Source organism: Corallococcus interemptor, from assembly GCF_003668875.1.
In the GTDB taxonomy this organism is placed as follows: domain Bacteria; phylum Myxococcota; class Myxococcia; order Myxococcales; family Myxococcaceae; genus Corallococcus; species Corallococcus interemptor.
In genome coordinates this window covers 1-13,564 of the sequence record NZ_RAWM01000118.1, presented here as the reverse complement: position 1 = coordinate 13,564, position 13,564 = coordinate 1, and the positions used below count along the sequence as shown (strand labels likewise).

Below are 13,564 nucleotides of genomic sequence, written 5' to 3'. Positions count from 1 at the left end.
GTGCGGAATCTAGAGCGTGAATGCGGGTGGGGGAACTTCAGACGGGGTGGACGCCGTGCTTCTTCTCCGCACGGGGCTGGAACCGGTCCGCATAAAGTGAATAACGCTGCATCAATTCCCCGCGCAGGGAGTCGCCGGGGACCACGGCGTCGATGATGAGCTCGCTGGCCAGCTTGAAGATGTCCACGTCCTGCTTGTACTCGTCGCGCAGCTTCTGGACGAAGGCTGGCCGCTCGGCCTCCGGCAGCTCTTGAATCTTGTTGAAGTAGACGGCGTTCACCGCCGCCTCCGGGCCCATCACGGCGATCATCGCCTGGGGCAGCGCCAGCGTGGCCTCCGGGGCGAACCCGGGCCCGCTCATGGCGTAGAGGCCGGCGCCGTACGCCTTGCGCACCACCACGCAGATGCGCGGCACGCTGGCCTCCGACACCGCGGAGATCATCTTCGCGCCCGCGCGGATGATGCCCGCGCGCTCCACCTTGGTGCCGATCATGAAGCCCGGCACGTCCGCCAGGTAGAGCAGCGGGATGTTGAACGCGTCACACAGCCAGATGAACCGCGCCGCCTTGTCCGCGCTGTCCACGAAGAGCACCCCGCCCTTGTACTTGGGCTGGTTCGCGACGATGCCCACCGGCCGGCCGCCAATGCGCGCCAGGCCGGTGATGATTTCCTGCGCGAAGAGCTTCTTCACCTCGAACCAGCTGCCCTCGTCGATGAGCTCCGCGATGAGCGCGTGCATGTCGAAGGGCTTGTTCTGATCCGGCGGGACGATTTCATCCACGCGCTTGCCGCTGTGCTTGGGGGCAATCACCGGCAGCTGGGGCGGGGCCTTGGAGAAGTTCTCCGGGAAGAAGGCCAGGTACTGCTTCGCGGCGGCGATGGCGTCCTGTTCGGTCTTCACCAGCACGTCGCCCACGCCGGACACGGAGCAGTGCATCCTCGCGCCGCCCATCTCCTCCAGCGTGACCTTCTCACCGATGACCATCTCCGCCATGCGCGGGCTGCCCAGGTACATGGAGGCGTTGCCCTCCACCATGATGACCAGGTCGCAGAACGCGGGGATGTAGGCGCCACCGGCGGCGGACGGGCCGAAGAGCAGACAGATTTGCGGGACGAAGCCCGACAGGTGGACCTCGTTGTAGAAGATGCGGCCCGCGCCCCGGCGGCCGGGGAACATCTCCACCTGGTCCGTGATGCGCGCGCCCGCGCTGTCCACCAGATAGAGCAGCGGACACCTGAGCGCCTTCGCCGTCTCCTGGATGCGGAGGATCTTCTCCACCGTTCGCGCGCCCCAGCTGCCGGCCTTCACCGTGGAGTCGTTGGCCATGATGGCCACCGCGCGCCCGTCGATGCGCGCGACGCCGGTGATGACGCCGTCGGAGGGCAGCTCCGCGTCCAGGTTGTTGGCGAGCTTGCCGTCCTCCACGAAGGAGTCCGCGTCCACGAGCAGCCGGATGCGCTCCCGGGCGAAGAGCTTGCCCGTCTCCGCGTTCTTCGCGTGGTACTTGGGCGCGCCGCCCTTCTCCACCTGGGCGATCTTCTCGAGCAGTTTTGGGTCTGAGGACATGGCCGTCGTCCCATACCAAGAAACCCCTGGCCTGGCTGCCTTCTTGCCAGTCGAACCACCAGCCGTGCCGTCCAAAGGACGACGCATGGGTCCACGGCGCGGCGCGCCGGGGGATGTCGCCGGGAACCTCCCTGCCTACCTTCATGTCGCACGGGGGGTGTGCACCCAGGCGGGCCACGAACCGCCCCGTCAAACGGCATCCGGCCCAGGAGGGACCCATGTTCAGAGCGAAGAAGGCGACGTGGCAGGCGAAGGCTTTGGCCAAGAGCAAGCTGTACCGGCAGTTCCTGGCGCACCAGCTGCTCGATCAGCTCCCTGAGTACGCGGACAAGGCCGGCAAGGTGGCCCGCAAGTCCTGGGACAACTTCGACCCGGACGACGCGCTGCGCTATGTGGGATTGACGACGTACAAGCCGGCGCGCTCGGGCATGGGTGGCCTGGGGGCGTTCCTGCTGGGCGCCGCCGTGGGCAGCGTCGCGGCCCTGCTGATGGCCCCGAGCCGCGGCACGGAGCTGCGCACCACCGTCAAGGACAAGGCGATGGGCTACATCAACAAGCAGGGCGTGAACATCGGCGGTGAGAAGACCGCCAGCGCCTGAAGTTGTTGATGTGAGTTGAACAAGCAGGGGCAGCACGGTCCGCGGGCAACCGCGGGCCTGCCGCCCCTGTCGCTTTCGGACGGCTCAGCGGCCTTTATAGACAGGGGGACGCTTCTCCGCGAACGCGCGGAGCCCTTCCAGCCGGTCCTCCGTCTTGAGCACCTCCTCGTACTTCTTGAGCTCCAGCGCCAGCGCGTCGTCCAGCTCCAGGCCGGTGCCCTCGTCGATGGCGTGCTTCGCGGTGGCCACGGCCACGGGGGCGTTGTCCACCACGGCCTCCGCCAGCTGGAAGGCGACCTCCAGCAGGTGCCCTTCCGGGGCCAGCCGGTTGACCAGGCCGATGCTGAAGGCCTCCGCCGCGTTCACGCGCCGGGCGGTGAGGATGAGGTCCTTGGCGCGCCCGGGGCCGATGAGCCGCGCCAGCCGCTGCGTGCCGCCGCCGCCGGGGATGATGCCCAGCTTCACTTCGGTGAGGCCCATCTCCGTGGCGGGGGAAGCCACGCGCAGGTCACACGCCAGGGCCAGCTCCGTGCCGCCGCCGAAGGCCGCGCCGTTGATGGCGGCGATGAAGACGCAGTCGCTCTTCTCGATGGAGCGCAGGGTGACGCGCAGGCCGTTGAGGAAGGAGCGCACCTCGTCCTCCGACATGGTGGTGCGCTCCTTGAGGTCCGCGCCGGCGCAGAAGGCCTTGTCCCCCGCGCCGGTGAGGATGACGGCGCGCACGGCGCGGCTGGAGGACACGCGGGCCACGAGCGCGTCCAGCTCCTGGTGCATCGCGCGGCTGATGGCGTTGCGGCGGCTCTCCCCGTCGATGGTCCAGATCTCGATGGCGCCTCGGGCCTCGACCTTGAACTCCGGCATCTTCGCTCCCCGTGACGGGCCGCGGTGGGCGGCCCGCGTGAATGCCGCGCAGCCTGAAACCTGTTCCCCAGTCTGGCAAGCCGTAAACGGATAGGATTTCGCCCATGCCTTCGTGCTCAACGACGAAACGCCCGTGGCGGTGGCTGCCCGGCCTGCTCACCGTGTCCGCCCTGCTCGTGCTCGCCCTGCCGCTCGTGGCCCTGGCGCGCGGCGGCGGAGGTGAGCACTACACGTCCGGACGCGACCGCGGCGGCGGCGGGGGCAGCGGCGACGGCCTGCCCCTCTGGTTGATCTTCGACCTGCTCCGCCTGCTCTTCCTGTACCCGAAGGTCACCGTCCCGCTGCTGATCATCGGCGGCGTGGCCTACTGGCTCTACAAGCGCAACCTGCACCCGGACGCCACCACCCGGCGCGCGTTGGATCAGCGCGAGGCGGAGGTGCGCACGGAGGTGTCCGGCCGCGACGTGCAGGGCTGGGTGAACGCGCTGAAGCTCAAGGACCCGTCCTTCGAACTGGAGCCCACGCTGGAGAAGGTGCGCTGGCTCTTCTTCGAGCTGCAGAAGTCGTGGTTCCGGCGGGACATGACGCCGGTGCGCCCCTTCCTGTCGGACGCGACGTGGCAGCGCTTCAACGTGCAGCTGGCGCTGATGCAGGCGCAGGGCGTGCGCGACGCGTTGGCGGACATGAAGGTGCTGGACGTGCAGCTCATCGGCCTGCACCAGACGCAGTGGTACGACAGCATCCACGTGCGCGTGCGCGCCAGCATCCGCGACACGGACGTGCCCGCGAACCAGACGGACGCGCAGGCGCAGGCCGCCGCCAGCCGCGTGGCCCCGGAGGTGTTCACGGAGGTGTGGACCTTCGTGCGCAAGCCCGGCGCGCAGACGCGCATTGGCGAGGACCTGTTCCAGGGCAAGTGCCCCAACTGCGGCGCGCCCTACAAGGGCGGCGCGTCCAACACCTGCGAGTTCTGCAACGCGGTGGTGAACTCCGGTAACTACGACTGGACGCTGTCTGAAATCACGCAGGGCGTGGAGCACGTGCGCCACCACAAGCAGGTGGACGGCCTGATGCAGGCGCGCGAGGTGGACCCGGCGCTCAACCTGGAGATGCTGGAGGACCGCGCGTCGCTGCTCTTCTGGAAGTGGATCGACGCGCAGAGCCGCAACGAGACGCAGCGCCTGTCCAAGGTCGCCAACGCGGACGCCATCACGAAGCTGGACGCGGAGCTGGGCCAGCTGGCGAAGCAGGGCCGCCGGCGCGTCTTCCTGGAGTGCGCGGTGGGCGCGGTGGACGTGCGCGCGCTGGACGTGCACCCGGAGTCCTTCGACGAGGCGCAGGTCGAAATCCGCTGGAGCGCCCGCATGGGCGTGGGCCCGGTGAACGAGAAGCCGCCTTCCCTGCCCACGGTGCCGCAGCGCTGGGTCTTCACGCTGCTGCGCCGCCATGGAGCCAAGACGAACACGGACACCGGTATGTCCACGGACCGCTGCCCGCAGTGCAACGCGCCCACCACGAACAGCGCGGCCAACACCTGCGAGTTCTGCGGCACGGTGCTGGGCAACGGCGAGCGCGACTGGGTGCTCGCGTCCGCCCTCCCCTTCGAGTCCTGGAACGTCCAGCACGCCCGGCAGTCCACCTCGCGGGCGGAGCGCTACCAGCAGCGGCGTCAGGCCGAGCGCGGCACCGTCGCGCCTCCGCCCGTGACGGACACCGGCAACGGCGATGGCGACCGGGTGGTGACGGACGTGAAGGAGCGCGAGCGGCTGCTCTACATGATGGCGTCCATCGCCGCCGCGGACGGCGAGGTCTCCAACGCCGAGCGCCGCCTGCTCAAGCTGTGCGCGGAGCGCTGGAGCGTGTCGTGGGCCAACGTGGAGATGGCCCTCAACGCCGGGCCCCAGCTCTTCGAGCGCCTGGTCCCACGAGGCAGCCCGGAGGCGGAGGTGTTCCTGCGCCACATCGTGGAGATGGCCCTGGTGGACGGCCGCATCGACCGCAAGGAGCGGCGGATGCTTCAGATCGCCGCCCAGCACCTGGGCCTGGAGGAGCGGCTTCCGGCGCTCCTCGGGGACCACTGAGCGGGGGGCTTCAGGTCTGCGCGCGGCGGGAGGCCTTCTTGTCCCGCTCGCCGAGCGCGGCCTGGAGGTACTTGCCCGCGAGCTTCCGGCCGATGAGCTCCTGGGCGATCTCCCCGGCCTCCACCAGCTTGTCCAGGTCGATGCCGGTGTCCACGCCCATGCCGTGCAGCATGAACACCGCGTCCTCCGACGCCAGGTTGCCCGCCGCGCCCGGCGCGTAGGGGCAGCCGCCCAGTCCGCCGATGCTCGCGTCGAACGTGGTGACGCCCACGGACAGGCCCACGAGCGCGTTGGCCAGCGCGGTGCCTCGCGTGTCGTGCAGGTGCAGCGCCAGCGTGTCCACCGGCATGTGCTGGAGCAGCGCGGCCAGGATTTCTTCCGTCTGACGCGGCGTCCCCACGCCAATCGTGTCGCCCAGGCTCAGCTGGTAGATGCCCGCGTCCACCAGCTGACGGCAGATGTCCACCACGCGCTCCACCGGGACGTGGCCCTCGTAGGGGCAGCCCCACACGGTGGACAGGTAGCCGCGCACGCGCATGCCGGCCTTGCGGGCGGCGGCGGTGACTTCCTTCGCGCCGGCCAGCGCCTCCGCGATGGTCTTGTTGATGTTCTTCTTGGAGTGGGCCTCCGACGCGGAGATGAACACCGCGGCCTCCTCCAGGCCCGCCGCCTGCGCGCGCTCCAGGCCCTTCAGGTTGGGCACCAGCGCGGAGAAGACGACGCCGGGGCGGCGGCCCACCAGCTTGAGCAGCTCTTCCGCGTCCGCCAGCTGGGGGATCCACTTGGGTGACACGAACGACGTCACCTCGATGCGCTTCTCCCCCGCGGCGACCAGGGCGTTGATGAGGCGCGCCTTGTCGCGGGTGGGCAGCGTGCGGAGCTCGTTCTGCAGGCCGTCGCGGGGGCCGACCTCGTACACGTCGACCCGGCGGGGCAGTTGCCCCAGCAGGCCGACCCGCGTTCGCGATGTCTCTTTCGGATCCACTGGACGTGTCCCGGGTACCGTCAAAGGCGCCCGGCTCCCACGATGAGGTCGGTCGACTCGGGTGTCATCGGCCCGCAATCCAGGCCGCCGTGCACCCACTCCACCGAAAAGCCCGTGCTTTCCAACAGCCCCTTCAGTTCCGCAAGAGGATAGTAACGAAGCGAGTACGCCGCTCGCAGGACGCGTCCGTCCGGCAACGTGAGCTGACGCTGCCCGACATCCCGGCCACGCGTCGCGTCGAAGCGGCTCTCCTCCTCCAGGAGACTCCCGTCCGATAACCGCTCGCGGAACGACGCGCCCGGACTTCCGGCCAGCCGCTCGTAGGGGACCGTCTGGAACACCAGCCGTCCGCCGGGCTTGAGCGCCCGTGACACCTCGCGCAGCACCTGGACGTGCTCCGCGTCCGTGAAGGCGAAGAGTGTTGAGTACCAGGCGTAGGCGCCCCCCAGGGACGCGTCCTGGAAGGGCAGCGCCCGCAGGTCACCCCGCACCGCGGGGAAGCCGGGGCGGCGCAGGCGCAGGGACAGCGCGTCCAGCTCCAGGCCCATTACCCGTCCGGCGAGCGCGCCTCCGGTGTTGAGCCGCGCCGCGTGCCGGCCGTGGCCGCAGCCCAGGTCCGCCACCGGCCCCTCCACGTCCGCGAACGCCCGGGACAGGTACTCCGCTTCCCGGGCCGTCACCGCCTCGGAGAGGTACGGCAGCGTGCTGCGCAGGTACAGCTCTCCGAAGAAGTCGTCGCCCACGGCCGTCAGCGCTTGAGGGCGGGCAGCTTCTCGCGCAGCCGGCGCACGGCCTCGTCCAGCACCCCTTCCGTCTTGCAGAAGGCGAAGCGCGCGAAGCGCTGGCCCAGGTGCCGGTGCTCGGGGCCGTAGAAGACGCTGGGCGGGATGCCCGCGACGCCCACCTCCGTCACCAGGTGCCGGCAGAACGCCACGTCGTCCGCGAAGCCGTAGCCGGCGATGTCCGCGAGGATGAAGTAGCTGCCCTCCGGTGAGAAGGCCTGGAGCCCCGCCGCGCGCAGGCCCGTGAGCAGCCGTTCGCGCTTGGCGGTGTAGAGCGCCGTCAGCTCCTGGAAGTAGCTGTCCGGCAGCCGCAGCGCCACGGCCATGGCCGCCTGGAACGGCGACGCGGTGGCGAAGGTGACGAACTGGTGCGCGCGCTGCACGGCGTCCCGCAGCGGCGGCGGCGCGATGATCCAGCCGATCTTCCACCCCGTCAGGCTGAAGGACTTGCCCGCGCTGCTCACCGTCACCGTGCGGTCCGCGAGCACCGGAACCGTGGCGGCGCGGAGGTGCTTCGCGGGGGCGAAGACGATGTGCTCGTAGACTTCATCCGCCAGCACCTTCACGTCGTGCTCGGCGCAGAGGTTGCCCAGGAACTCCAGCTCCTCGCGGGTGAAGACCTTGCCCGTGGGGTTGTGCGGCGAGTTGAGGATGAGCAGCCGCGTCTTCGGTCCGAAGGCGGCGCGCACCTCGTCGCGGTCGAACCACCACGTCGTGTGCGAGGCATCCGGCGGACGCAGCGGCACGTAGCGCGGCGTGGCGCCCACGAAGGCGATGTTGGCGTCGTACGAGTCGTAGAACGGCTCGAAGGCCACCACCTCGTCGCCCGGATCCACCAGGCCGAGGATGACGTCGAGGATGGCCTCCGTCGCGCCGCTGGTGACGGTGACCATGGTGTCCGGATCCACGGCGTGGCCGTAGAAGCGCTGCGCGTGCTCCGCGATGGCGTTGCGCAGGTCCTTGGCGCCCACGCCGGGGGCGTACTGGTTGACGCCGCCCTGGATGGCCTTCCACGCGGCCTCCTTGACGGCGTCCGGCCCGTCGAAGTCCGGGAAGCCCTGCCCCAGGTTCACGGCCTGGTGCTTCAGCGCGAGCGCGCTGAACTCGGAGAAGACGGTGGTGCCGAAGCGGGAGACGCGCTGCGCGAGCACGGGCCGGGGGGACATGGGTCAGGCCTCTGAAAAGGCCAGCGCACGTCCACCCCGGACTCCGGGGCGACCGGCTGGCGGTTCAGGGCCGGACGATAGCGTCCGCGGGCACGGAACGCGCGCCCTGTTCCACCGCGCGCTGCCGGGCGGACCGGGACAGGGCCAGCGCCAACCCCGTCACCACCATCACCAGGGGAACCGCGCAGATGAGGTCGATGGCGTAGTGGAACCGGCCCGCCAGGGTCGCGAAGATGAGCCCCATGCCCGGGAACAGCATCACCCAGAAGAAGCGCCGCGCGAACCGGAACGCGTAGAAGAGCACCACCAGCATCACCCCGGTGTGCCCGGACGGGAAGCAGTCCCGGGTGTACATCGGCGTGCGCATCATGGACTCCAAGAGCGGCGTGAGGATCCACCCCTGGGTGGCCGGGCTGTCGAACGACCCGATGAGGAAGTACCGGGGCCCCACCGCGGGCACCAGCGAGTAGGCCGCGTAGTTGAAGCCGAGCAGCAGGCCCAGACCCAGCAGGTACTCGTCGAAGGCGGGCGTGGACCCCCTGCCCCGGGCGTACAGGTAGACGCCCAAGAGCAGCGGCCACATGAAGTGCCCGTAGTAGCAGAGCATCAGCACGTCGTTGGCCCAGGGCGGAATCACGTGCGCCAGTGCCACCGCGGTCTGGAAGCCGAACAGCTTCTGATCCACCGCGATGAGCTGGGCGTCCTTCACCAGCGGGTTCACCCAGTCCACGATGGGACCCAGCCACCCGTGGGCCAGCGCCGACACCGGCAGGAGCCAGAAGTCCGCGATGATGGCCAGGAGCGTCTGACGCGGGAAGCGCGCCTCCAGGATGCGCATGAGCGGCAGGCCCAGCGCGAAGAAGAGGAAGAGCAGCGCGTTGCGGCCGGAGTGCGGCGCCCAGCGGGCCGGGCCCACGCACACCAGGGCGGCCACCGAGCAGGCCACCATGAGGACGAGGTCCACCTGCCGCAGGCGCACGAGCGCTTCGTTCGACGACGTCACGACGGGCCGCACGCGGCCTTCGCTGAATGACCAGATGCTCACGCCGATTTGCGCTCCCCCGGCGACTCGGCCGGCAGCTCGCCGGCCCCCCCGAGATTGAGGCTCCGCACCACCGCGCCCGTCTCCGGCGCCACCGCGGACCGCCGCCCCTTCCACCGCTCCAACAGCGCCAGCATCGCCGGGAAGAACACCGTCGTTCCCAGAAAGGTGCTCACGACCCCCAGTAGGGCAATCTGTCCGATGCTGCGCAAGCCCTGGTGGTTCGCCACGAGGAGCGCTCCGTAGCCCGCCGCGTTGGACAGGGTGGCCACCACCGCCGCGAAGCCGGTGCTGCGCACCACCCGGCCCAGCGACCCGGGGCCCTCCTCCTCGTACCGGTGGAACAGGTGCACCGAGTTGTCCACCGCGATGGCCAAGAGGTTGGGCAGCACCACCGCGTTGATGAAGTTCAGCTGGACGTCGAAGAGGTACATGCCGCCCGCCAGGCACGTCATGCCCAGGAACAGCGGGCCCGCCACCAGCAGCGCGCGCTTGAAGCTGCGCAAGCTGGCCAGGATGACCAGGAACACCACCGCCGCCGCCGCCCAGAGGATGAACGGCCCGTCCCCGCGCACCAGGGAGAAGATGCGCGCGGCGATGCGGTTGCTGTCCAGCACCGCCAGGTCCACGCCCTTCGCCTTCGCCCCGGCCACCACCTCATCCAGCTGCGCCGCCCAGCGGTGCAGGTCCTTCGTGTCGTAGTTGGACACGGACGGGAACAGCAGGAGGAACATCCCCTTGCCGTCCAGCGCCTCGAAGCGGCGGCGCGCCTCCACCGGCAGCTGATCCAGCCCGTAGGGCTTCGCGTCCACCATCTCCCGCAGGTCCTTCACGCGCGGATCTTCCTGGGCGGACTTCGGCAGTCCGTCCAGCAGCGCCCGGATGCGGCCCATCTCCGCCTCGTGGCCCGCCACGTCGGAGGGCACCAGGTCGCTCAACGACGCAGTGCGCAGGAACACGGAGTCCGCGCCGTTCTTCGCCTTCACCTGGGCGATGACGGCCTCCACCGTGCGCACCTCGTCCAGCGTGTCCACCGCGAGGATGGCCGGGTTGAGCGGCGCGCCAATCTGCTCGGTGATGTGGTCGTCCAGGCGCGACGCGGGCGAGTCACCCTTCAGGTTGCGCAGGTTGGTCTCGAAGCCCAGCCGGGGCGCGATGCCCACCGAGTACGCCGCGAAGCCCACCACCGACAGCGCCACCGCGACGATGACGCCCGTGGGCCAGCGCCGCCACTCCTTCGCGGGGGCCGGGGCCGGCACCGGGGCCGCGGCCTGCGCGGAGGCCGGGACAGCCGTGTCACGGCGGAAGGGGCGGATGCGCTCCGCGATGGCGAGCAGCGACGGGCCCAGCGCGTACGCGGACAGCACCGCCATCAGCACGCCCACGCCCGCGAGCAGGCCGAACTGCTGGAAGGCGTGGAACTGCGCCAGCACCAGCACGAAGAACGCCGCCGCGTTGGTGAAGGCGGACGTGAGCGCCCCGCTGAAGGTGCCGCGCACCGCCGCCGTCAGCGCGTCCTTCACGCCGAGCTGCTCGCGCTCCTCCCAGTAGCGCATGGCCAGGTGGACGCCGTACTCGATGCCCAGGCCGATGAGGATGGCGACGAGGAAGCCCGTCACGATGTTGAGGTGGCCGATGGCGCCCTGCGCGAACGCGAACGTCAGCACCAGGCCCACCATCACCGGCACGCCCACCACCGCCAGCGCGGAGATGCGCCGGGTGGCCAGCAGGATGAGGCCTACCGCGATGAGCGCGGACAGCATGCCCGCGTTGGACAGGTCGCGGCGCATCACCGCGTCCTCTTCGATGCGGTTCTGGAAGTTGCCCGTCGCCTCCAGCGTCACGCCCGGGTACTTCTCCGCCGCCAGCTTCCGGCCGGTGTCGAACACCGACGCCACGAACTCGCGCGCGAACGCCAGGTCCCCCGCCGTCCCCGACGGCTTGATCATCAGGTAGACCTCGGTGCCCTCCTTGTTCGCCAGCGTCTCCGGCAGCGCCGTCGTGTCCGGGGTGTGCTTCTTCGCGATCTCCTCGAAGGTGGGCGGCGCCGCCTCCGTCTCCAGGTCCACGAAGAGGGGGCTCGCGCGCTCGCGCTCGTAGCGGACGCGGGCCTCCAGGTCCTGACGCAGGGAGGCGACCTCCGCCGTGGGCAGGAGCAGCAGGCCGTGGCGGCGGAAGAAGGCCACGTCATAGTGGTGCTCCACGTAGCGGACCGTGGGCAGGGCCTCCAGGCGCTTCTGGAACTCCGTGGCGTAGGCCTTGAGGGCCTCCGGGGCGGTGCCCTTGGCCATGATGACCAGGTAGCCGTCCCCACCCGCCTTCTCTGACACGCGTGTCAGATCGCGAACCTCGGGGGCACCCTCCGGGAGGAGCTCCACGAAGGAGCCGCGGAACTCCAGCCGGGAGGCGAAGAAGCCCGCCGCGGCCGTCACCAGCGCGACGGCGAGCAGCACCTGCCAGGGGCGCGACATCGCTGCCTGGATGAAGCCCTCGAACCACCGCTGCCGTCGTGCTTGGGACACCGTCTGCTCCTCTGACATCGGCCGACACAGCAATAAGCCGGCCATGATCCAGGCCCCCGGAACAGACGGCCCCTTGCGACCCATTCCCCATGTGAACCCATGTGCGCCCTGGGTGCTGGAGCATCCACTGGCGAACGCAGGTCCGGGCGCGGGGCGTGCCACCAATGCGGCATGACTGTCAAGGCGCGCCCTGACACGGATGTCCCACACCGGCTGCGATGGAACCGTCCCCGCCTTGACAGTGCGGATTTCCCTCTTTATTGACCCCCTCGCGTCGTACCCCCTGGGTGTTCACGCGGCCGGGCCCATCCGAACCTGGAACGCGCCCTGCACATGGAAAGCGGCTCGGATCACACCCCCGACGCGTAAGAAAGACCACCATGAGCGACGTGTTCGACAAGTGCCGTACCTGGAAGGACTACCGCATCGCCAAGGCCACCGGCCTGTACCCGTACTTCCGGGCCATCGAGGCGTCGCACGGCGCCACGGAGGTGGAGATCGAGGGGCGGCGGGTCATCATGGTGGGCTCGAACAACTACCTGGGCCTGTCCGCGGATCCGCGCGTGAAGGAAGCGGCCATCAAGGCCACGGAGAAGTTCGGCACCACGTGCTCCGGCTCACGCCTGCTCAACGGCACGCTGGCGCTCCATGAGGAGCTGGAGGCGCGGCTGGCGAAGTTCCTCAACCGCGAGGCGGCCATCGTCATCTCCACCGGGTTCCAGACGAACCTGGCGCTGGCGTCCATCCTGGGCCGTCACGACATCGTGTTCAGCGACCGCGCGAACCACGCGTCGCTGGTGGACGGCGTGCGCCTGTCCTTCGCGACGGAGCGCAAGTTCCGCCACAACGACATGGATCACCTGGAGCAGCTGCTGGCCGCTGCGGAGCCGGGCGCCGGGAAGATCATCGTCACGGACGGCGTGTTCTCCATGGAGGGCGACGTCTGCAACCTGCCCCGCATCGTGGAGCTGTCCAAGCAGTACAACGCCCGCGTGATGACGGATGACGCCCACGCCATGGGCGTGCTGGGCGAGCTGGGCCGGGGCACCTCCGAGTACTTCGGCCTGGAGAAGGACGTGGACCTGGTGATGGGCACGTTCTCCAAGAGCTTCGCGTCGCTGGGCGGCGTGCTGGCCGGGCCCTTCGAGGTCATCAACTACATCCGCCACAAGGCGCGCTCCGTCATCTTCTCCGCGTCCATGACGCCCGCGTCCATCGCGGCGGCGCTCAAGGCCACGGAGATCATCGAGGCGGAGCCGCAGCGCCGCGCGCGGCTGCTGGACATCGCGGAGAAGATGCACAACGGCTTCCGCGCCATGGGCTTCGACACGGGCGTGTCGGTGACGCCGGTGGTGCCGGTGCACATTGGCGACCAGGTGAAGTGCTTCCGCTTCTGGCGCGCGCTGCACGAGGCGGGCGTGTTCGCCAACCCCGTCATTCCGCCGGCGGTGGAGGCGGGCCACGCGCTGATCCGCACCAGCTACATGGCCACGCACACGGACGCGCAGCTGGATCAGGTGCTGGACACGTTCGAGAAGATCGGCCGCAAGCTCAACGTCATCCCGGAGACGCGCCCCACGGTGTACGAGCCGGTGAAGATCGCCCGGCCGGGCAGCGCGGTGCGCAGCAACAAGGCGAGCGAGACGTGGGCGGCGGGCAGCGCGGGCCTGCTCGCGGACAAGGGCTTCAGCCTGGATCAGCTGTCGAAGATGTCGTCGCGGGAGATGGCCGGGAAGTTCTTCGACGCGGTGGAGCAGCTGACCTGGCGCGCGGCGAACCTGCAGCCGGACGACCTGCGGCGGCTGGGCGGCGCGCCCAAGAAGCTGTGGGAGAAGCGCAGCGAGCTGGGGGGCGTGCTCCTGGAGAAGGGCGCCCAGCTGTTCATGCGCAACGGCAGCGACGGTTCCGACGGCAACCAGGCCGAAAGGAACTGAGCCCCACCCATGGCCCACCCCGCCC

10 protein-coding genes are annotated in these 13,564 nt (G+C 69.8%); 3 read left to right on the top strand and 7 right to left on the bottom strand.

Going from position 1 to position 13,564, the window contains the following annotated elements; genetic code table 11:
• Positions 1-37: 37 nt before the first annotated feature.
• Positions 38-1,567 carry an acyl-CoA carboxylase subunit beta gene (locus D7X96_RS30495; RefSeq protein ID WP_120550434.1) on the bottom strand — a complete coding sequence of 510 codons (1,530 nt, stop codon included), beginning with the start codon at positions 1,565-1,567 and terminating at the stop codon, positions 38-40.
• Positions 1,568-1,785: 218 nt separating this feature from the next.
• On the opposite strand from D7X96_RS30495, the gene D7X96_RS30490 reads away from it, so the two are divergent.
• Complete coding sequence (locus D7X96_RS30490; protein WP_120550433.1) at positions 1,786-2,166, top strand: YtxH domain-containing protein; 381 nt, start codon at positions 1,786-1,788, stop codon at positions 2,164-2,166.
• An 84-nt stretch (positions 2,167-2,250) separates the two neighbouring features.
• On the opposite strand, the gene D7X96_RS30485 is transcribed toward D7X96_RS30490, so the two are convergent.
• Complete coding sequence (locus D7X96_RS30485; protein WP_121723414.1) at positions 2,251-3,027, bottom strand: enoyl-CoA hydratase-related protein; 777 nt, start codon at positions 3,025-3,027, stop codon at positions 2,251-2,253.
• A gap of 104 nt (positions 3,028-3,131) precedes the next feature.
• Here D7X96_RS30485 and D7X96_RS30480 point away from each other — a divergent pair, with 104 nt between their 5' ends.
• The gene (locus D7X96_RS30480) at positions 3,132-5,108 is read left to right on the top strand and encodes a TIM44-like domain-containing protein (RefSeq protein ID WP_121771358.1); all 1,977 of its coding nucleotides are present in this window, start codon (positions 3,132-3,134) and stop codon (positions 5,106-5,108) included.
• Positions 5,109-5,118: 10 nt separating this feature from the next.
• Here D7X96_RS30480 and D7X96_RS30475 read toward each other — a convergent pair whose 3' ends face one another.
• From D7X96_RS30475 to D7X96_RS30455, 5 genes are all read right to left on the bottom strand, one after another.
• Entirely contained in the window at positions 5,119-6,093 is a 975-nt protein-coding gene (locus D7X96_RS30475; RefSeq protein WP_121771357.1) for a hydroxymethylglutaryl-CoA lyase, read from the bottom strand.
• 20 nt (positions 6,094-6,113) lie between these two features.
• Positions 6,114-6,836, bottom strand: a complete 723-nt coding sequence (locus tag D7X96_RS30470; RefSeq protein ID WP_121771356.1) for a class I SAM-dependent methyltransferase — start codon at positions 6,834-6,836, stop codon at positions 6,114-6,116.
• 5 nt (positions 6,837-6,841) lie between these two features.
• The gene (locus D7X96_RS30465; RefSeq protein WP_121771355.1) at positions 6,842-8,041 is read right to left on the bottom strand and encodes an aminotransferase class I/II-fold pyridoxal phosphate-dependent enzyme; all 1,200 of its coding nucleotides are present in this window, start codon (positions 8,039-8,041) and stop codon (positions 6,842-6,844) included.
• 64 nt (positions 8,042-8,105) lie between these two features.
• The gene (locus tag D7X96_RS30460) at positions 8,106-9,086 is read right to left on the bottom strand and encodes a phosphatase PAP2 family protein (protein ID WP_199746976.1); all 981 of its coding nucleotides are present in this window, start codon (positions 9,084-9,086) and stop codon (positions 8,106-8,108) included.
• Complete coding sequence (locus D7X96_RS30455) at positions 9,083-11,554, bottom strand: efflux RND transporter permease subunit (RefSeq protein ID WP_120550453.1); 2,472 nt, start codon at positions 11,552-11,554, stop codon at positions 9,083-9,085. Before D7X96_RS30455 ends, D7X96_RS30460 begins: the two co-directional genes overlap by 4 nt.
• A gap of 431 nt (positions 11,555-11,985) precedes the next feature.
• Between D7X96_RS30455 and D7X96_RS30450 the strand changes: the two genes are divergently transcribed.
• The gene (locus D7X96_RS30450; protein ID WP_120550427.1) at positions 11,986-13,539 is read left to right on the top strand and encodes an aminotransferase class I/II-fold pyridoxal phosphate-dependent enzyme; all 1,554 of its coding nucleotides are present in this window, start codon (positions 11,986-11,988) and stop codon (positions 13,537-13,539) included.
• Positions 13,540-13,564 lie beyond the last annotated feature (25 nt).

Coding starts and splice junctions, on each gene's coding strand:
- D7X96_RS30495 (WP_120550434.1), bottom strand. CDS start 1,567: ATGTCCTCAGACCCAAAACTGCTCGAGAAGATCGCCCAGGTGGAGAAG.
- D7X96_RS30490 (WP_120550433.1), top strand. CDS start 1,786: ATGTTCAGAGCGAAGAAGGCGACGTGGCAGGCGAAGGCTTTGGCCAAG.
- D7X96_RS30485 (WP_121723414.1), bottom strand. CDS start 3,027: ATGCCGGAGTTCAAGGTCGAGGCCCGAGGCGCCATCGAGATCTGGACC.
- D7X96_RS30480 (WP_121771358.1), top strand. CDS start 3,132: ATGCCTTCGTGCTCAACGACGAAACGCCCGTGGCGGTGGCTGCCCGGC.
- D7X96_RS30465 (WP_121771355.1), bottom strand. CDS start 8,041: ATGTCCCCCCGGCCCGTGCTCGCGCAGCGCGTCTCCCGCTTCGGCACC.
- D7X96_RS30455 (WP_120550453.1), bottom strand. CDS start 11,554: ATGTCGCGCCCCTGGCAGGTGCTGCTCGCCGTCGCGCTGGTGACGGCC.
- D7X96_RS30450 (WP_120550427.1), top strand. CDS start 11,986: ATGAGCGACGTGTTCGACAAGTGCCGTACCTGGAAGGACTACCGCATC.